13 protein-coding genes are annotated in these 18,878 nt (G+C 71.6%); 6 read left to right on the top strand and 7 right to left on the bottom strand.

Annotated elements, in window-relative coordinates; translation table 11 throughout:
* Positions 1 to 296 precede the first annotated feature (296 nt).
* The gene (locus tag M1L60_RS33515) at positions 297 to 1,082 is read left to right on the top strand and encodes an SDR family oxidoreductase (RefSeq protein WP_253241578.1); all 786 of its coding nucleotides are present in this window, start codon (positions 297 to 299) and stop codon (positions 1,080 to 1,082) included.
* On the opposite strand, the gene M1L60_RS33510 is transcribed toward M1L60_RS33515, so the two are convergent.
* Both M1L60_RS33510 and M1L60_RS33505 read right to left on the bottom strand, forming a co-directional pair.
* Positions 1,051 to 1,863, bottom strand: a complete 813-nt coding sequence (locus M1L60_RS33510) for an alpha/beta fold hydrolase (RefSeq protein WP_253241577.1) — start codon at positions 1,861 to 1,863, stop codon at positions 1,051 to 1,053. The genes M1L60_RS33515 and M1L60_RS33510 overlap by 32 nt on opposite strands.
* Positions 1,864 to 1,989: 126 nt before the next feature.
* Entirely contained in the window at positions 1,990 to 2,298 is a 309-nt protein-coding gene (locus M1L60_RS33505; RefSeq protein ID WP_253241576.1) for an SDR family oxidoreductase, read from the bottom strand.
* Positions 2,299 to 2,450: 152 nt separating this feature from the next.
* Between M1L60_RS33505 and M1L60_RS33500 the strand changes: the two genes are divergently transcribed.
* Positions 2,451 to 3,008 (top strand): MarR family winged helix-turn-helix transcriptional regulator, encoded by a 558-nt coding sequence (locus tag M1L60_RS33500; RefSeq protein WP_253241575.1) that lies wholly within the window; start codon positions 2,451 to 2,453, stop codon positions 3,006 to 3,008.
* On the opposite strand, the gene M1L60_RS33495 is transcribed toward M1L60_RS33500, so the two are convergent.
* Positions 2,956 to 4,284 (bottom strand): FAD-dependent oxidoreductase, encoded by a 1,329-nt coding sequence (locus M1L60_RS33495; protein WP_253241574.1) that lies wholly within the window; start codon positions 4,282 to 4,284, stop codon positions 2,956 to 2,958. The genes M1L60_RS33500 and M1L60_RS33495 overlap by 53 nt on opposite strands.
* A gap of 212 nt (positions 4,285 to 4,496) precedes the next feature.
* On the opposite strand from M1L60_RS33495, the gene M1L60_RS33490 reads away from it, so the two are divergent.
* On the top strand, positions 4,497 to 5,594 hold the full coding sequence (locus M1L60_RS33490; protein WP_253241573.1) for a sugar ABC transporter substrate-binding protein: 1,098 nt from the start codon (positions 4,497 to 4,499) through the stop codon (positions 5,592 to 5,594).
* Here the strand turns inward: M1L60_RS33490 and M1L60_RS33485 are convergent.
* Both M1L60_RS33485 and M1L60_RS33480 read right to left on the bottom strand, forming a co-directional pair.
* Positions 5,533 to 6,150 (bottom strand): hypothetical protein, encoded by a 618-nt coding sequence (locus M1L60_RS33485; RefSeq protein ID WP_253241572.1) that lies wholly within the window; start codon positions 6,148 to 6,150, stop codon positions 5,533 to 5,535. The two genes, M1L60_RS33490 and M1L60_RS33485, sit on opposite strands and share 62 nt — an antisense overlap.
* Positions 6,080 to 6,358 carry an SGNH/GDSL hydrolase family protein gene (locus M1L60_RS33480; RefSeq protein WP_253241571.1) on the bottom strand — a complete coding sequence of 93 codons (279 nt, stop codon included), beginning with the start codon at positions 6,356 to 6,358 and terminating at the stop codon, positions 6,080 to 6,082. The genes M1L60_RS33485 and M1L60_RS33480 overlap by 71 nt, the downstream gene beginning before the upstream one ends.
* Positions 6,359 to 6,690: 332 nt before the next feature.
* Between M1L60_RS33480 and M1L60_RS48025 the strand changes: the two genes are divergently transcribed.
* Entirely contained in the window at positions 6,691 to 9,234 is a 2,544-nt protein-coding gene (locus M1L60_RS48025; protein ID WP_253241570.1) for a LuxR C-terminal-related transcriptional regulator, read from the top strand.
* Positions 9,235 to 9,340: 106 nt separating this feature from the next.
* Positions 9,341 to 11,845: an AAA family ATPase gene (locus M1L60_RS33470; RefSeq protein ID WP_253241569.1), complete on the top strand. Its 2,505-nt coding sequence runs from the start codon at positions 9,341 to 9,343 to the stop codon at positions 11,843 to 11,845.
* Positions 11,846 to 11,850: 5 nt separating this feature from the next.
* On the opposite strand, the gene M1L60_RS33465 is transcribed toward M1L60_RS33470, so the two are convergent.
* The gene (locus M1L60_RS33465; RefSeq protein ID WP_253241568.1) at positions 11,851 to 14,571 is read right to left on the bottom strand and encodes a helix-turn-helix transcriptional regulator; all 2,721 of its coding nucleotides are present in this window, start codon (positions 14,569 to 14,571) and stop codon (positions 11,851 to 11,853) included.
* 138 nt (positions 14,572 to 14,709) lie between these two features.
* On the opposite strand from M1L60_RS33465, the gene M1L60_RS33460 reads away from it, so the two are divergent.
* Positions 14,710 to 15,675 (top strand): enoyl-CoA hydratase/isomerase family protein, encoded by a 966-nt coding sequence (locus tag M1L60_RS33460; protein WP_253241567.1) that lies wholly within the window; start codon positions 14,710 to 14,712, stop codon positions 15,673 to 15,675.
* A 3-nt stretch (positions 15,676 to 15,678) separates the two neighbouring features.
* Here M1L60_RS33460 and M1L60_RS33455 read toward each other — a convergent pair whose 3' ends face one another.
* Positions 15,679 to 18,579 carry an AfsR/SARP family transcriptional regulator gene (locus M1L60_RS33455; RefSeq protein WP_253241566.1) on the bottom strand — a complete coding sequence of 967 codons (2,901 nt, stop codon included), beginning with the start codon at positions 18,577 to 18,579 and terminating at the stop codon, positions 15,679 to 15,681.
* Positions 18,580 to 18,878: the final 299 nt, after the last annotated feature.

Raw genomic sequence — 18,878 nt, 5'->3', positions numbered from 1 at the left:
TCCCTCCGGTGATGTGCAATATATTGCATGCGAATCACCTGCTCAAGGTGGCGTCACGCACACATCTCTCTCAAGGCGCAAAAGCTCGAGAAGTTCATTCACGCCGGACGCCGATCGGGTGATGACCGGCACCTTGCATCCCCGCCGCCCTTGCCCTTGACTCGGGGACAGCAACTGTCCTAAGCAGACGGTTATGCCGTCCGACGGATCCCGGTCAGTCGGCCCGCAGTCGCCGCGAAGTCATTCCCCGCACAGCTCGCCGACGTCGGCCGTCACGTCGCTAGCAAAGGAGAATCATGCCGACGACACTGCCCGCCCGCGATTCGCTCCACGGCCGCATTGCTCTGGTCACCGGCGGGTCGAAGGGCATCGGCCAGGCGGTCACCGCCCGGCTGCGCGAGATGGGCGCCGACGTGTGGGTCACCGCTCGCAACCAGCCGGACCACGAGGACGACGACCGGTTCATCGCCGCCGACTTCGCCACCGCCGCCGGCACCGATCTGGTTGCCCGGCGGCTGATCGACGCCGGCGGTGTCGACATCCTGGTGCACGTCGCCGGGGGCACGTTTTCCCCGGCGGGCGGTTTCGGCGTGCCGACCGAGCAGGACTGGCTGAACGACCTCAACCTCAACCTCCTCAGCGCGGTCCGCCTGGACCAGCGCCTCCTGCCGGGGATGGTCGGGAAGGGATCGGGCGTCGTGGTCCACGTCTCATCCATCCAGCGCATCAAGCCGATGCACTTCAGCCTCCCCTACGCCGCGGCCAAGGTGGCCCTCACCGCCTACAGCAAGGGCCTCACCAACGAGGTCGCCCCGCACGGCGTGCGGGTCAACAGCATCTCTCCCGGCATCACCCTGACCTCGACGCTCGAGGCCTGGCTGGAGCAGAGCTCGACCGAGCAGGGCGTCGACCCGGCCACGGTGGCCGATCAACTGGTCGCCTCGCTCGGCGGGATCCCGCTCGGCCGCCCGGCCCAGCCGGTCGAGGTGGCCGATCTGGTGGGCTTCCTGGTGTCCGACCGGGCCTCGTCGGTCGTCGGCGCCGAATACATCATCGACGGCGGCACTGTCCACACGGTCTGATCGCGCGGAAATGGTCCGGCGCCGGCAGCGTGGAACTGCCGGCGCCAAACCGTTTCCGGTCAGCAGTCGCGCGACGGGCCGACCACCACGAGCGGTCCGTGTTGCGATAGAACGCGAGGGAGCCGGTGAAGCCGTGTTTCTCGTACGAATCCACCAGCGTCTCGAAGTAGTCCTCAGGCATCCAGGCCGGCCGCTGCCCGGGATCGGGCCAGATGTCGAGCATTACCTGTCCCGGTTCGAGCACCAGACGCCGGTCGACGTCGCCGGCCTCGTACTCGTGGCTGAGCATGTGGAAGATGCCGCGCAGGGATGCCCGCGGACCTCGGCCGAACTCGTCGTCGGCCGGCCCGACGTCCTGCAGGTAGTCGAGGTAGAACCGCCGGCCGTCGGTGAACATGCTCCGGGTGCCCTCGGCCAGGCCGACCGGCGCCCGGGAGATCTGCGGCGGCGCGCTGATCGCTACGACGCCCCGGACCAGGCCGGGGCGCATCATGGCCGGGCCCCAGGCGGTCAGGGCCCCCCATTCGCGACCGATGACGGCGACCGGGCCGGTGCCGAGGTGGTTCAGCAGCGCGACGAGATCGCCGACGACGTGCAGGACGGTGTAGGCGTCGGCCGCCGAAGGGTGCTCGCTGTTCCCGAAGCCTCGCAGGTTGAGTGCGATCACCCGGTGCCCACCGGCGGTGAGCGCCTCGATCTGATGGCGCCAGGTGCCAGCGTTCTCCGGGAAGCCGTGCAGCAGGACGACGGGTGGCCCGGAGCCCTCGTCGAGGTAGGCCACCCGGACACCGTTGACGATGGCTTCGTGCCATCCGTATTCATGGGTTACCGTGATCAGGCCCAGTCGTCGTTTCGGGGCAGCAGAATCATCCGGTGCGCCTCGAGCGCGGCCGCCCGTTCATTCCACTCACCACGTTGCTGTTTGTTGTTCTGGCCTACGTTCGGACCGCGGCGGCTCGGCGCCGGTCCACAAGCATCGGCAGGTGGCCGGTCGCGCCACCGTCGACGTTGATGCGCTGCCGGCGTCGGTCCACAACACGTCGAGCCGGCCGTAGGTCGCCACCGCGGTCTCGATGACCGCCGCCATGTCGCTCTCGATGCTGACGTCGCCCACGTACGGCGTGACTTCGAAGCCATCCTCGACCAGTTCCTTCGCCCGGTCGGTCACGGCCGGTGACAGATCCATCATCGCCACCCGAGCGCCCTCCGCGGCCATCGCCCGCACCCCCCGCGAGACCGAGGCTGCCGGCCGCGCCGGTCACCACCGCTACCTTCTCTTTCAACCGGTCCATGACCATCCCTGGTATGTAGTTGAAAATTCAGCAATACGGGGACGATATCATCGGCGCTGAAGTTTCAACTACCATTGTGAGGACGGCCATTGTGGACGGTCGCTGGCTGAACGATGACGAACAACGGACGTGGCGCAGCTTCCTGATGGCCACCCGGCTGTTGTTCGATCAGCTGGAGCGCGACCTGAAGGAGGAATCGGACCTCTCCTTCGCCTACTACGAGATCCTCACCCGGCTCTCGGAGGCGCCCGGACGCTCGATGCGCATGGCCACCTTGGCCGCCGCCTGCGTGTTCGACCGCAGCCGGCTGAGCCACGCCGTCGACCGGCTGGTGCGCGAGGGCTGGGTGCGGCGGGTGCCGGTCGGCCAGGATGGGCGGGGGCAGCTGGCCGAGCTCACCGACGACGGCATGGCGGTGGTCCGGCGGGCCGCTCCCCACCACATCGAACGGGTCCGGACCCTGATCTTCGACCGCCTCACCCCCGATCAGCAGCGGGTGCTGGCCGAGATCAGCGAGATCGTGGCCACCGGCATCACCGACCCCATCCGGTTGACCCGGATGGGGTGGCCGGAGGCAGAGCTCAGCGGGCCGGCTGCACCCGGGCCGCCAGGGCCGGCTCGAACAGCGAGGTGATCGGGTCCAGCATGTTCGCCACCCGCAGGAAGGCCGCGCCGACGGCCGGGTCGGTCGCGGCCGCGACCCGCAACAGGTCGAGGTACTGGCCGGCGGCCTCGCCCTCGGGGCTCCGCACACCCTTGACGCCCGGGAAACGCAGGTCGCTACCGGTGGCCAGGGCCCACGGTTCGGCCAGCAGCTGGGCCGCCTCGGAGAAGTAACGCCGTTCCAGCTGGTCGAATCCGGTACGCAGCAACGACGCGAGCAGCTCGGCCTCGAGGACGGCCACCGTGATGCCCTGACCGTAGAGTGGGTTGAAGTTGCCCATGGCATCCCCGACGACCAGGTAGCCCTCGAGATGGCGGTCCAGCTTCTCGAAGTGCTTGAGCGAGCTGGCCGGGTTCCGCATCTTGGCGGCGTCGTCGATCGGCACGGCCGTGCGCAGCAGCTCGGCGATCTCGGGGGCGGCCAGGGTCGAGGCGAACGCGAGCATGCCCTCGTCGTCGGTCGGTGGCTCGTCGCCGAGCATGCCGGCCAGGAACACGGCGATCTGACCGTCCTCCTGACGTACGGCGGCGCCACTGCGAGGGTTGGCCGGGTAGGCGCCCGACACCACGGCCTGCCGCCCGCCCGGCTGGTCCGGCTCCTGCTTGAAGTGGCGGGTCACATAGACCACGTTCGTCCGGACCACCGTTTCCTCCGGAGCGGGGTAGCCCATCTCGCTCAGCCAGGTGACGGCCCGGGAACCCCGGCCCGCCGCGTCCACGACCAGGTCGGCGTCCACGTTCCGCTCGGCCGGCTTCCCCGGCGCGGGCCGTACCCGTACGCCGTTCACCCGGCCGTCAACGGCGAGCAGGCCGGCCACCTCGGTCGAGTCGGTGATGACCACGTTGCTCAACGAGGCCGTACGGCGGCGGATCAGACTCTCGATCAACGGGCGCGTGGCCAGGTAGTTCGGGGTGCCGGCCGATGCCGTGGCCAGCTTCCGGCCGTCGAGGTAGTAGTGGTAGTCGGCGAGCGCGTCGGCCCGGGGCGCCCCGGCTGCGGTCAGCTCGTCGAGGAAGCCGGGGAACAGCGCCTCCAGACCGGCGGCCCCACGGGCGGTGAGCCCGTGCACGTGCCGGCCCTGCGGAACGCCGCGCCGGGTGGCCGGACCGGCCGGAAGCTCGTCCCGGTCGAGCACCGTCACCCGCTCGAACGAGGCGCTCAGGGCGCGGGCGGCGAGCAGTCCCGCCACGCTGCCGCCGATGACCACCGCGTGCCGGCCGGACCGGGTATCCGATGTGTTCGCCATGTGACTCTGCCCTCCAGTAGTTTCCTCTCTCCTTTTCGACGTTCCGGCCCCGCCGCAGTTCATCGGGGTCCGGTCCCCGGGTGGCGGCCGAACCATCGACGGGCGGCGAACTTTACGGCGCGGACCACGTCCGCTCTGATGTGAGCCCGGATGGAGCGTTGCGCCGAGGTTCGCCGTCACGACCACTGCCGCTCGACCGGGAAACGATTCACATGCGAAAACCTCTTGCTGCGCTGATCGCCGCCTGCTTGCTGACCTCGGCCGGATGCGACAGCGGCACCGGGGAAGTCGCCGGCGGCGACGACCGCACTCCCCGCGAACAACGGCCACGGGTCGGCATCATCCTGCCCGACCGGACCAGCTCCGACCGCTGGAGCACCACCGAACCGAAAAACTTCGAGAAGGCCTTCGGCGAGGCGGGCGTGCCGGTCGAGATCCGGAACGCCGAGGGCGATCCGGCGGAGTTCCGGCGCCTCGGTCGCGAGATGCTGGAGACCGGAGCCAAAGTCCTCGTCATCACGAATCTGGAGGACGAAGCCAGCCGGACCGTCGTCGACGAGGCGCACGCCCGCGACGTCCGGGTGATCGACTACGACCGGCTGTCGGTCAACGCCGGCGCCGACTACTACGTGAGCTTCGACGGCCGGCAGGTCGGCCGGCTGCAGGGCCAGGGCCTCATCGGCTGTCTGCGCCGGGCCGAGGCCCGCAATCCCGTGGTGGCACAGCTCAACGGCGCACCGACCGACCTCAACGCGACCCTCTTCAAAAGCGGCTACGACGAGGTGCTGCAGCCCAGGTACGACGCCGCCCAGTCCACCAAGGGTCCTGCACAGTGGGTGCCGGGCTGGTCGGAGGCGGATGCCGACCGGTTGTTCCGGCAGATGCTCCGGCAGCAACCCCGGATCCGTGGCGTGCTCGCCGCCAACGACGGGATCGCCGACGCCGTCATCAAGGTGCTCGAGGAGGCCGGGCGGAGCGGCCGGGTCCCGGTGACCGGCCAGGACGCCACGCTGACCGGTCTGCACCACATTCTGGCCGGACGCCAATGCATGACCGTCTACAAACCCTTCGGCCCCGAGGCGCAGGCCGCCACGAACCTGGCCGTGGAGCTGTTCAACGGTGGCCGCCCGACCCTGACGGCCACTGTCAAGGATCCCGAATCGGGTGCGCGCGTTCCCTTCCTGTCGCTGACGCCCCGGCTGATCGACGCCACGAACATGCGGGAAGTCCTGGTTGAAGGGTTCGTCACTAAGCAACAGCTGTGCGGTGGCGAGTACAAGCCGCTGTGCGAGAAGAACGGCATCGGGTAGCCCGCCTCAGCGATCGATCACGGTCCGCCCCGGCGCCGACCGGCGCGATCTGCACCGTGGTGGCCGAGGCGATGAGCGGCTGGGTCGCCGCGGCGGTGACGTACTCGTTGTTGGCGTGGGCCCGCAGTGCATACGTTCCGTCGGTCTGGGGGATCAGGTCGAACTCCTCCCACAGCCCGATCGCCTCGCGGTTGGCGATCAGCGGCTGGTCACCGCCGCCATCGGCCGAGACGTACCGCTGGTTGTGCCGCGACTTGAGCCCGACGACCAGGGTGGGCTCGACGACCGGACCGGTGGGCGGGCCGAAGACGGTCAGGTCGATCACGTCGGCCATGGCCTGCAGACCGGCGGTATCGGGGTGCAGGTGGTCGCCGATGTCGAGGGCGGGAAGGAAGCGGCGGCGGTCGGCCGGGTCCTCGGTGGCGGTGGCGAAGTCGGCCACGGCGTCGCAACCGCTGCCGGAGCTACGGACGTACGCGTTGTATTCAGCCCGGGCGCTCGCCGCGGTCTCGGTCCACCGCTCGTGGCCGAAGAACGGCGTCAGGGTGGCGCACATGACCCGCACGCCCCGGGAGGTGCGCGGCGTTGATCTGGCCGGCGAGGGCGTCGATCAGCCGGGCCACCGGCGGGCGGTCCCCGAGCGGGTCGTTGATCGGGGTGTCGGCGATGACGGCCCACTTCACGCCGGGCTGGTCGAGCACGTCGCGCTCGAACCGGCGTACGGCGCTCTGCCCGCCGCCGCTGGACCCGCGCCGCCGACCCACCGATGCTGGTCCGCACGATCTGGCGCAGCGTCTGGTTCTCGAACGACTTGCCCTGCCCTTGGTGCTCCACGGCGCGGCCGCCCAGGTTCCCGTCCAGGGTTCCTCGGCCGCTCCCGCGGGTGCGGCCGACGGAACCACACCGACGCGGCCAGCGTGGCCACCATCGCAGCCGACCAGAATCCTCTTCGCACTACCGTGCCTTTCGCTCAGGTGAACCTGCGTTCGCTCAGCAGACGCGGAAACGGGGAAAAGGTCATCCGAGTCACGGAACGAAGGGGCACCGATCGGGGGTGAGACGGGTGCCTGAGCAACCATCAAGCTAGGTTCTGCAGGTGGGGGCAGCGAGCGGCGGAGACGATCTGGTCGGTCGGGAGCGGGAACAGTCCCAGTTGTCCGGGTTGATCACGCGGCTGCCGACCGCTGGAGGGGCGCTCGCGCTGCCCGGCGAGGGCGGCACCGGCAAGTCCGCGCTGCTGTCCTGGCTGGTCGACCGGGCACGGAGCCGCGGCGTCCAGGTGCTGACGGCGGCCATGGGCGAGGACGACTTCGCAACGCCGTACGCCGGGCTGCGCCGCCTGTTCCCCGAGGTGCCCTGGAGCGGGTCCGCGGCGTTGGCGGCCCTCGACGTGGTCGTCGACCGGTCACCCGTGGTGGTGGTGGTCGACGACGCGCACTGGCTGGACCCGGCGAGCTGGACCGCCCTGACCTTCGTCGCCCGCCGGCTGAGCCACCACCGCGCCGCCCTGGTGCTCGCCCTGCGGGAGAACACGGCCACGACGGCCCGGCTGCGCAGTTCGGGGCTGCCCGCCCTGGCCGTCGAACCCCTGGACCCGGCCGCAGCCCGGCTCCTGCTCGACCGTCACGCCGCCGGCCTCCGACCGGCCCAGTCAGCCCGCGTGCTGTCCCTGGCCGAGGGCAATCCCCTCGCTCTCGTCGAACTGGCCGCGACGGCCCGGACGGCCCGGCCCGGGCTCGCCGCCGATCCACCGCTCACCCCGCGTCTCGAACTGACTTTCGCTCCGTCCCTCGAAGCTCTGCCGGCCACGGTCCGGACCCTGCTGCACGTGGCCGCGCTCGCCGACGGACCGAGCGCCGACGAGGTGATCGGGGCCGCCCGGCGGCTCGATCCGCGAATCCGCCCGGGTGATCTGACCGCGGCCGAGACCGCCCGGCTGATCACCGTCGTGGAGCCGTTCGAGGTGCGCTTCCGCCATCCGCTGACCCGGTCGGTGATCCGTCACGCCATGGGGCCGGACCGTCGCCGCGAGGTGCATCAGGCACTGGCCGGCGGATTGGCCGCGCACCCGGACCGGCGGCTCTGGCACCAGGCCGGCGCGGCCGCCGGACCGGACGGTCCGCTGGCCGACCGGCTGGCCGAGGCGGCCGGTGAGGCGGCCGGACGGGGAGCGATGACAGCAGCCGCCCGGCTGTACGAACGAGCGGCGCAGTTGAGCCCGGACAGTAGGCAGTGGGCGGATCGATTGCTGTGGGCGGCCGCCACCACTCAGGATGCCGGTGACCCGGACACAGCGGCTCACCTCCTCGACGCCTTGCCCGATCACCACCTCACTGCCGGGCAAGAGGTTCGGCTGGCCCAGCTGCGCGACGACGGCGCGTACCCACAGCGGTTCCTCGACGCCACCGCACCGGTTTCGCCTGGCCTGGGCCTGCACGCGATCGAGTTCTTCCTGGCCGGTCCCGGTCAGGTGGCGCCGGTCGGCTGCGACGGATCGCCGGGTGTCGCCGAGCCGGCCGCGTTGTGTGTGCTGGCCCTGGCCGACCCCGTGGGCCGCGGCGCGGAGGTCCTGCCGCCGATCCGCCGGCACGCCCGCGAACTCACCGGCCCGCCCGGGGACCTCGTCCTCGTGGCTCTGGCCGGCCTCGGCGCCGGCTCGATGCCCGAGAGCTTCCGCCTGGCCGCGGCGGCGACCGCCCGGCTGCGTGGACAGGACGCCGACGGCCTGCTCGCCCGGGCCCTCACCGTCCAGGCGCTCGCGGCCACCCAACTGGGCAACGCCCTGCTGGCCGGGGAATGCGCTGCCGAAGCGGGCCGGGTCGGGACCGAGACCGGGCAGCCCCGTTGGCGGCGCATCGCCGACCTGGCCCGGGCCCGCGCGGCGGCGTTGCGAGGGGACGCGGACGAGGCGCTGGGGCTGGTGGCCGCCGTGCCGCGCTGGCCTGCGGCGGCGCGTCTGGTCCGCGGGGAGGTCGCCGCGGCCGGTGGGCGGCCCGATGTGGCCTTTGACGAGCTGGCATCGCTGTTCGACCCGGCCGCGTCCACCTTCCACCGGACTCTCCGCTTCTGGGCGCTGTCGACCTTCGCCGAGGCGGCGGTGGACTGCGGGCGTAGCCGGCAGTTGCGCGATCTGCTGGCCGGGCTGGATCGCGCCGGCCTGCCCGTGCTGGACGTCGCCCTGGTCCACGCGGATGCGGTGCTGGCCGACACCGACGAGGCCTATGCGGCCGCGCTGACCCACGCCGTCCTGCCGGAATGGCCGTTCGAGTTGGCCCGGCTGCAACTGGCCCACGGCAGCCGGCTGCGCCGGCAGCGCCGGACCGCGGACGCCCGGCCGCTCCTGCGGGCCGCGGCCCACACCTTCACCGTGCTGGGCGCCCACCCCTGGGCCGCGCGGGCCGAGGCCGGCCTGCGGGCCGCCGGCGAGCGGGCCGGCGTCGACGGGGATCCCCGGCAGCTGCTCACCCCCCAGGAACTGCAGATCGCCCTGCTGGTGGCCGACGGACTGAGCAGCCGTCAGATCGCGGCGCGGCTGGTCCTCACGCCCCGTTCGGTCGACAGCCACCTCTACCGCGTCTATCGCAAGGCCGGGGTGTCCTCACGGGCCGAACTGGCCAAGCTCATGCTCACGACGAGGTGACCGGGTCGGGCGGCACCGCCCGAGGTTTGCGGAATATTACCGATGCCGGGCCCGGTCCTCCACGGAAACATCCTCCCTGACAGCGCACAGGGAGTGAGGTGGGAACATGGCCCTGTTCGGCCGGAACGCCGACCAGCGAGCATTGAGGCTGTTCGCGGAGCGGGCCGGCCACGACGGCGGCGCCCTGGTGCTCACCGGTGAACCCGGGTCCGGACGGACGAGCTTGCTCGACGACCTGGCCCGCACCCGGACGGCCGACGGCGCGTGGGTCCTGCGCGGCGCCGGTGTGCCCGGGACCGTGCCCAGCGACTACGCCGACCTCGACCGCCTGATCGCGCCGCTGTACGAGCATCTGCCGGAACTGCCGAGCCACCTGCGTGAGTCGCTGTCGATCGCGGTCGGGCTCGCGGTGGGGCCGGCACCCAGCGAACTGAGTGTCGGCACCGCGCTCACCATGTTGCTGCGGCACGCCGCCCGGTCCCGGCCGTTGCTGATCGTCGTGGACGACGTCCAGCTCTGGGATCAGGCCAGCCGCGCCCTCCTCGATTTCGCCGGTCGGCGGCTCGACCACAGCCGGGTGGGCCTGTTGGTCGCGCTGCCCACGACCCACCGGCTCGACTCCGGGCTGGCCGCGCTCCCGGCCCACCAGCTGGATCCGCTGAGTGCCGACGCGTCCGAGGCCATGCTGCGGTCGACGGCCGGAGGTCTCGCCGACGGGGTCCACCGGCGGGTGCTGGCCGACGCCGCGGGTTGCCCGCTGGGCCTGGCCGAACTGCCCTGGGCGCTGTCGGCGGAACAGCGGGCCGGGCGTGAGTCGTTGCCGCCGGTCCTGCCGGTCACCACCCGCCTGACCGCCGGCTACGCCCCGATGATCGGTCGTCTGTCCCCCGGACCCCGCAACCTGCTGCTCCTGGCCGCCCTCGAGGGCACCGGTGACCTGCGGCCCCTCGGCCGGGCGGCCGGAGGAACGGACATCCTGGCCGAGCTGGCGGCCGTCGAGGGGGCGGGCCTGATCCGCATCGAGGGGGCGGGCCGGCTCAGGTTCAGCAGCCCGTTGGTGGCTCTGACGGTCGTGGCCCTCGCCGGCGCCGTCGAACTGCGCCGGGCCCATCACGCCGTGGCCGAGGCGCTGGCCGAGCTCGACCCCGCTCGCGCCGTCCGGCACCTGGCCCAGACCGCGCTGCACCCGGACGAGACCCTGGCCCGCCGGCTGGCCGAGGCGGCCGGTCACAGCCTGAACGGCGGGAACCTGGACCTGGCGGTGGACCTGTGGATGCGGGCGGCCGAGCTCACCCCCGCGCCGGAGACCCGGCAGGCGCGCCGGCACGCCGCGGCGGCGGTCCGGGTCACCGCGCTGGCCGATCCGGACGGCGCCCGGGAGCTGATCCGGACGGACTCGGGCCACAGCCCCGCGGCACTGGTCCAGGCGATCATCGACGTCCGGACGGCCCGGCGGGACGACTCCGGCCTGGCCGACGCCCACGAGCAACTCCGGTCCGCGCTGACGGCCCACCACTCGGTCGTCGCTGATCACCTACTGGCCGGAGCAGCCGCGACGGAAACGCTGGCGGCCTGGTATCTCGGCTGTGGCGAACGTGCGCCGGCCGACCGTTCCGGCCCGGTGGATCTGCTGTCGGGCGCCTTCCCGCAGTTCGGGGAGTGCGACCCCTTTAGCTCCGAGGACGTCGATCGGGCCCTGCGGCAGATGTACCGGACCCACGATCCCGTGGTGGCCGCGCAGGCATCGCTCGGCCTGGCCTACCTCGACCGGCTCAGCGAGAGCCACGACGTGCTGCGGCGCCTCGTGGGCGCCGGATCCGGACTGGCCGCCGCATCCGCGCTTCCGGTCATCGCGAGCTGGTGCCTCGCCGACTGGCCGACCGGCCGATGGTCCGAGATCGACGAGCTGACGTCCGACTACGACCGGCTCGCGGCCCAGCACGGTGCCGTCGACCTGCTCTCTCCCCTGCCGCACCTGGCCCGTGGCCTGCTGGCGGCCGCCCGGGGCGACCGTGCGCAGGTCCGGGCGGTCGCAGCCGACCTGACCGGACCGGCGCGGCGGCGGGCCGGCATCGGCCCGCTGCTCGCTCATCACGTGTCCGGGCTGCTGGCCCTCGGCGACGGCCGCTTCGAGGTCGCGTACCACCACCTGGCCCACCTGACCACCGGGGCCTCGGCATCGCACCGGTCGTGGGCCACCCTCGACGTGGTCGAGGCGGCCTGGCACAGCGGACACCACGACGCGGCTCGGGCCGCAGTCGACGCGCTGAGCGGGCTGCCCGCTACGCGGGTGTCGGAGCGGCTGGCCTGGCTCGTCCGGGCCGGCCGGGCCGTCGTCGGCGGGCCGGAGGCCGGGCCACTGTTCGCGGCCGTGGTCGGCACCCCGGCCGCTCAGCGGTGGCCGTTCGATCTGGCTCGGATGCATCTCGCGTACGGCGAGCACTTGCGCATCCACCGGGACGCCGGGACGGCCCAGTTCCACCTGCATCAAGCGGCGCGGATCTTCCAGCGGCTCGGCACGCCGTCCTGGCACGGCCGCGCGCACCAGTTGGTGCGGGCGAAACCCGGCGACAGCCCGCACGGAGCCCGGTCACCTCAACCCGTCGGCTGAGCGGGTCACCGGCCGTCGAGCAGCACCTTCGTCAGCTCGGCCCGCGACGACACCCCGACCTTGCGGTAGGCACGGGAGAGATGACTGTCGACGGTCCGCACCGACAGGAAGAGCCGGTTGGCGATTTCTTTACTGGTCAGACCGTCGGTCACGAGCTCGGCGATCTGCCACTCCTGCGGGGTGAGCGCCTGGCGTACGTCCGGTTGCCGCTCCACCCGTTCGCCGGTGGCCCGCAGCTCGGCGTCGGCCCGCTGGGCCCAGGGGACGGCCCCGAACGCGGTGAAGACCCCGGCCGCGGCGCGGAGCTGGGTCCGGGCGTCGCCCACCCGGCGTTGCCGGCGCAGCCAGACGCCGTACGCGAACCGCAGTCGAGCCTGCTCGAACGGCCACCGCGACAGATCGCCGAAGGCCAGGGCGGAGGTGTAACCCTCATCGGTCTCGGCCCGCACCGCCCGCGCGTAGTTGAGGCCCACCCGCAGCACCGGAATGCCGCGCTCGGCGAAGACACCAAGATCGACGATCAGGTCGTGCAACGCGTCCACACGGCCACCGAGGAGCGCGGCCTCCGCCAGGTAGGGCACCGCCCAGAAACGCAGGGTCGCGTGGTACGGGACCGCGCCGGGGTCGAGGATCGACGCGAGCTCGTCGTACGCGAGTTCCGGTTTCCCGGCCGCCATGGCCGCCGTCCCCCGGACCAGTTGGACGTTGGCCAGCATCGGATAGGCCCCGATCGGCAACAGCACCTGTTCGACCGCGTCCGCGATCCGCCCGGCCTGCTCGGCCTCGCCCCGAAGGGCGAGGGCCCGCCCCAGCATGAGCTCGGCGGTGAGCGCCCACCTGCTCTGCCCGAGCTCCCGGTTCAGACCACGCGCCTCGGTGGCCAGGGTCAGTGCGGTGAACGCTTCACCCAGCTGCGCCGCCGTGCTCGCGCGGTGCACCAGCGACATGGCCACATTGCCGACCCGGCCGCGGCGGCGCGAGATCTCCAGGATGCGGGCGTTGAGCTCATGGGCCTCGGGCAGGGCCCCGACCGCCATCGCCGCCTGCGGCAACCGGTCGGTCGCCTGCGAGGCCAGCAGCACCGGATTGGCGAGGAAGCGACGCAGCACCGGCAGGACGGCGGCGCACTGCTCCACCGGTGCGACACTGGCCCGGATGCCGGTGATCTCCCCCTCGTACTCCGGCCGTTCGAGCCGGTCGGCCAGCCCGACAACCCGGCCGGCCAGCTCCGGCCCGGGGTTGGCGAACAACAACCGCAGACTGAAGTCCGCCAGGAACTCGAGCGCGAACTCCGTCTCCCCGAGCTGGGCGAACGAGTCGAGGACGTCCACCAGGTGCGCCAGGTGGTCGTCGCCGACCCAGGCCTGACCGTCGAGGGCCACCCGGATGTTGGCCACAATCGTCTGCTCCGCCGGCGGCAGCGGGCGCTCGCTGAGAACTTCCACCATCCGGTTGATGGCGGCCGGTTCGCCCTCGTCACTGGCGATACAAATGGCTGTCATCAGCGCCTGCACCTGGGTCCGCGGATCCGCCGACAACCGGGCCACCCGCTCGAACGCCTGGCGGGCGGACGTGAGCGCACCTCGGCGCCGCGCGTCCTGCCCCGCCCGGGCCAGTTCGGCGGCCAACTGGTCGTCCGGCCCGGACGCGGCCTCGGCCCGGTGCCAGAGCTGCCGCCGGTCCTGCGGATCGATGACCTCACCCAGAGCGGCGTGCACCTGCCGGCGGCGGAGCGCTCCGGCCCTCTGCCGGACGGCCGACCGGACCAGCGGATGCCGGAAGACGACCTGGCCGTCCTCGAGCTCGACCGCCTTCTCGGTCACCGCCAGGCGCGCGTCCTCGTCCCGCAGAAGCGGATACAGCAGGCGCGCCGCCTGCCGGATCTCCTGTCCGTCCGAGCTGTCGTTCACGGCCGCAACCTCGATGAAGGCCCGCGTTCCGGCCGGCAGCTCCTCGACCGCGCGGCCGAACGCCCGCTCCAAGCGCTCGGTCAGCGGTAGCTGTCCCGCAGCGCCGACGCCCACCTTCCGTACCCCGGCGGCCAACTCGATGACCCCGAGCGGATTTCCGGCCGCCTCCGCCAGCACCACCTCCCGCAGGTCGGCCCGCAGATCAGGCGCCCGGCGGTCGAGCAGTTCGGCCGCGTCGGCGGCCGGCAGCGGCCCGAGGACGTACTCCGGCAGTTCCGCCAGCGCCAGACGGGCGGTGGTCCGTGTCCCGTCGCGCATCGACAGCAGCACCAGCACCGGGTCGTCCGCGACACGATGGCCGGCCAGGACCAACGCGCTCCAGCTGGCGGGGTCGAGCCATTGAGCGTCGTCCACGGCGATCAGCAAGGGGCCGCCCCCGGTCAAGGCCGCGATCAGATCGAGCAACGCCCCCGCGACAAGGGCCGGCGGCGCCTCCGCGGCCAGGGTCCGCAGCAGGTGAGCGACCTCGGGCGGCGACTCGCCGCGACGCAACTGCGCGGCGAGCAGGTGCAATCCGGCGTACGGCAGGTCGAACTCGTCCTCCACAGCGGTGATCGACAGGACGGCTGTCCCCCGCTGGGCCGCTCGCCCGGTCGTCCACCGCAGCAGAGCCGATTTGCCCACGCCGGGCTCGCCGCGCATCACCAGACACCGGCCCCCGCTCCGCAGCGATCCCAGCACCCCGCCGAGTTCGGCCTGCTCCCGGCCCCGTCCGACGAGGTTCCCGGGAGAAGTGTCCCTGTCCGTCGTCCCCATCAGGTGAACCTAGACGATCATCGGCCCGGCCGGACTCCCCGGGATCGGTTGAACGATCCGGGTGCCCCTGCGTCGGGACGATTGGCGGTCGCGTCGCTCGGGCCGACCGGACTCATGACAGCGAAGGGGAGACAAACGATGGCGACCTCAGCCGCCGATGTTCCGGTGCGGACACTACGACTGTCACAGGACGGCCCCGTGCTGACCGTTCTCGTCGAAGCTCCGCCCCACAACTACATGAATGCAGAGATGCAGCTGGACCTGCTGAATGTGGTCCGCGCAGTCGAGACCGACGAGACCGTGCGGGCAGTCGTGGTGACCGGCGCGACCGCCGGCCGCTACATCACCCATTACGACATCGGCGACCTGCTCGCCGCCGCGCAGGCGGCGCCGCTCCTGCCGGCCCCGTTGGCCCGCATGCTTATCCGCACCGTCCGGACGCTGACGTCGTTCGGCGGTGACCGCTTGCTAAGCCGGTCCAAACTCGCCGGCGTGCTGGCGATCACCCGGTTCCACGAGCTGGTGACCCGGCTGTTGCGGTCCCGGGCGGTGTGGATCGCCGCGATCGACGGACCCTGCGGCGGCGGGGGCCTCGAACTCTCCGTTTTCTTCGACGTGCGGCTCGCCTCCGAATCCGCGACCTTCATCCTTCCGGAACTGTCGATCGGGCTGACCACCACCGTCGGCGCGCAACGGATGGCCCACCTGATGGGCCCGGCCCGGGCCCTGGAGATGATGTTGGAGGCCCGCCAGTACACCGCCGCCGAGGCCCGGGACCGGGGGCTGATCGGGGACGTGGTTCCGGCCGTCCGCCTGGTGGCCGAGGCCCAGACGAGGGCCGCCCGGTACGCCCGCCGGTCGGGCCGCGCGCTGGCCGCGCAGAAACGCATCATCAACAACGCGTACGACATCGGGCTGCGACCGGGCCTGACGGCCGAGGGGGTGGCCCAGATGACCGGGGTGCCGACCCCGGGAACCCGGGCTCTGCTGGCGAGGTGGCTGGAGATGCAGGCCCCCGACGGCGAATCGGCGTTCCTGACGCACCCCGAGCCGTGGGCCGACGGCACCGCGCTGGACCCGCATGCCACCGTGCCGGGCCGGTGAGCCTCAGCGTCCTCCGCCGACCGGTGCCGGTTCGTGCTCGAGCCGGCTGAGGCGGTCCTCCAACTCGGTCACCTCGGGCAGGCGTAGGTGGACCGTCAGATCGAGAGCCTCCTGCCACGCCTCCCGGGCCCCGGCTGGATCCCCCATGGCCAGCGCGGTGTCGCCCAGATGAAGAAGGCAGGAGACGGTGTTCATCCGCCATTCCGACCGACGGAAGATCCCGACGGCCTTGCCCCAGATCCGGCGGGCGGCGGGCAGGTCACCTTTGGCCTGCAGGCACTTGGCCATGATCTCGTGACAGAAGCCCTGACCGTGGATGCTCTGCAGGGCGTCGGCGATCGGCAACGCGCGATTGATCAGATCCATGCTGATCTCGAAGTGGCCGAGGGACGTATGCGCGTCGGCCAGGCACCCCAGGGCGAGGACCTGGCTGACCAAATCACCCTGGGCCGCCATGAGCTGCACGGCCCGCTCGAAGTAGCCGATGGCCTCCTGGTGCCGGCCCTGCAGGTCGGTCACCTGTCCGAGGTTGCGGTACACCAGCGCTTGGCCCTGGCTGTGCCCGAGCGCGGTGAACAGCTCCAGAGAACGGTCGAGATGCTGGAGAGCGGATTCGTAGTGGCCGAGCATCATCTCGGCGCCGGAGAGGCTGCGGGCCATGAAGGCGGAGCCCAGGTCGTCCCCAGCCGATGTGGCCGCCTGCAGGCAGGCGCGCGACGTGGCGGCCCAGTCGTGACACCAGCCCTCGCGTTGATTGAAGAAGTGCAGGTTGACCGTCAATCGCCAGGCCGCGGCCACATCGCCGCCTTCGATCAGACGCTGGACCACCGCCTTGAGCACCTGCCGCTCCGCGTTGAGCCAGGCCCCGGCCTCGATGCCGTCGCCCGGGCGGACGGTGACCACGTCAGCCATCGCCGGCGGCGGGTCCAGCATGATGGAGGGCCCGAGGAGCCGGTCCGCCTCGTGGGCGCTCTGCCGGTAGTGGGCCGTGAGCCGCTCGAAAGCCCGGACCTGGGTGAGTTCGTCGTCGTGCCCCTGAACCAGTTCCTGGGCGTACGCCCGGATCAGATCGTGCATCCAGAACCGGCCGACCTGGTGCTCGGCCAGCAGACCGGTGCGTACCAGTTCGCCGACGAGCAGGCGGGCCTCGGTCAGCGCGACCCCGGCCAGACTGGCCATGGCGGGGGTCGCGATGTCCGGCCCGGGATGCAGGGAGAGCAGTCGGAACATGCGGGCGGCCGGCGGGCCGAGCGTCCGGTACGACCACGAGAAGATCGCCCGGATGTCGTTGTCGATGTCATCTGTCGAGAACCCGTCCAGGCTGCCCTGGGCATCGCGCAGTTCCCGGGCGATCTCGATCAACTTGTGGTCGGGATGGGTCAGGGCACGGGACGCGACCACGGCCAGCGCCAGCGGGAGTCGTCCGCAGCGCTCGATCACCTCGTCCACCGCCTCCGACTCGGCCGACGTCCGCTGCGAACCGATACGTGAGGTGAGGAAGCCGCGGGCGTCCTCGACGGAGAGCACGTCGAGGGTCATGAGGTGCGCGCCGTGGGCGGTGGCCAGCCCGGTGAGCCGCTTGCGGCTGGTCACCAGGGCCAGGCAGCCGGGCGAGCCCGGCAACAGGGGACGCACCTGCTCGACGCTGTGCGCGTTGTCCAGCACGACCAGGATCCGGCGGCCGGCCAGCACACTGCGGTAGAGCCCGGATCGGGCGTGGTGGCTGACGGGAATGTCGGCGTCCGGCACGCCGAGCGCGTTGAGGAAGCCCTGCAGGGCCTGCGCCGGGTGCAGGACGGACTGCTCCGGATCAAATCCCTGCAGGTCGACGTAGAGCTGACCGTCGGGGTAGGCGTCAGTCAGCTGATGAGCCAGGTGGATGGCCAGGCTGGTCTTGCCGATGCCGGGGATCCCGTCGATGGCCAGGACCGGCATGGAGGCCTGGGTCAGGATGTGGCCGTTGACCAGGCTGAGCGTGCGGCTCTGAGCGTCATCACGCCCGGTGAAGTGGGCGAGGTCGGCGGGCAGCTGGGCCGGCAGCACCGTGGTCAGCCGCGGAGCCGGGTCGCCGGGTGGCGGGGCCGGGGTTCCGGTGCCCCCCGGCGGCGACACCGGCGCGGCGTTCTCCTGTCGAAGAACCTGCTGGTACGCCTCCCGGAGCTCCTCTCCCGGGTCGACCCCCAGCTCATCGGCAAGGCGGCGCCGGACGTTCTGGTAGTGCGCGATCGCCTCGGCCTGCTGACCGTCGGCCGAGACGGCCAGCACGAGCCGAGCCTGCAGCGCCTCGTCCAAGGGGCGGTGCTCAGCCATGCGGCGCAGGACGGGCAGGACCGCTCGGGCTTTGTCCAGCCGTAGCGCGAGGGCGGTCGCCTCCCGGGCCAGGCCGGCGCACTCATGGTCGATCGCGTCGAAGGTCAGGTGGTCGTTGGCCACGAGCTCGGCCGCCCCGCCGCACGGACCGCGCCACAGGGCGAGGGCCGACTCGAAGGACGCCATGGCCTCCGTCCACCGGCTCTCCGACGCGTCCGATCGGGCCTGCTCGGCCAGCATCCGCAGCCGCGACAGGTCAAGATGGAACGGGTCGACCTGCATTCGATAGCCGGCCGCGTCCCCCAGCAGCCACCGCCCGGACGATCGGGCCGGCAGCGCGGGCTCGAAGAGTCGCCGCAACGTGCCCACGTAGCGGTGCACGACGTTCACGGCACTCGCCGGCGGCCGCTCACCCCACAGCACCTCGACGATGTTGCCGATCCCGACCGGTTGACCGGCATTGGCCAGCAACAAGGCCAGAATCAACCGTTGCTGCCGGGCGCCGAGGTCGACCTCGACGCCCGATCGCAGGACCTGCACCGGTCCGAGCACTCCGAAACAGAACGACAACTTGTCACCGACGGTCGGAGACACGTGACCAATCCCCCCACGTGCGCTAGGAATCGTGTCAGTCATGAGCGCCCAGGTGGGCTCCCAGCACGCTTCTTGCCGGCGCACAGAAGCAACTTGTGGCTGCTGCTCCGTCGCGCGCGTTCAATTACCGATTGTCACCATCTCGGTGGTTTCAGAGATAGTACGATCGGTCGTGTTAGCCGAACTGTACAACGACGATTCCACTCGCACACGAGTGCACATCACACATCACCGGTCCATATCGACGCCATCACCATCCGCAGTGACGCCGGACCACTTCTGGACTCTCCCCTGAGCAT

This window comes from Paractinoplanes aksuensis (assembly GCF_024137025.1).
GTDB classification, from domain to species: domain Bacteria; phylum Actinomycetota; class Actinomycetes; order Mycobacteriales; family Micromonosporaceae; genus Actinoplanes; species Actinoplanes aksuensis.
This window is presented reverse-complemented; position numbering and strand designations above follow the sequence as displayed.

Bases quoted from the DNA above. Each gene is read 5' to 3' on its own strand.
- M1L60_RS33515 (WP_253241578.1), top strand. From the start codon at position 297: ATGCCGACGACACTGCCCGCCCGCGATTCGCTCCACGGCCGCATTGCT.
- M1L60_RS33505 (WP_253241576.1), bottom strand. From the start codon at position 2,298: ATGGCCGCGGAGGGCGCTCGGGTGGCGATGATGGATCTGTCACCGGCC.
- M1L60_RS33495 (WP_253241574.1), bottom strand. From the start codon at position 4,284: ATGGCGAACACATCGGATACCCGGTCCGGCCGGCACGCGGTGGTCATC.
- M1L60_RS33490 (WP_253241573.1), top strand. From the start codon at position 4,497: ATGCGAAAACCTCTTGCTGCGCTGATCGCCGCCTGCTTGCTGACCTCG.
- M1L60_RS33485 (WP_253241572.1), bottom strand. From the start codon at position 6,150: ATGTGCGCCACCCTGACGCCGTTCTTCGGCCACGAGCGGTGGACCGAG.
- M1L60_RS33470 (WP_253241569.1), top strand. From the start codon at position 9,341: ATGGCCCTGTTCGGCCGGAACGCCGACCAGCGAGCATTGAGGCTGTTC.
- M1L60_RS33465 (WP_253241568.1), bottom strand. From the start codon at position 14,571: ATGGGGACGACGGACAGGGACACTTCTCCCGGGAACCTCGTCGGACGG.
- M1L60_RS33460 (WP_253241567.1), top strand. From the start codon at position 14,710: ATGGCGACCTCAGCCGCCGATGTTCCGGTGCGGACACTACGACTGTCA.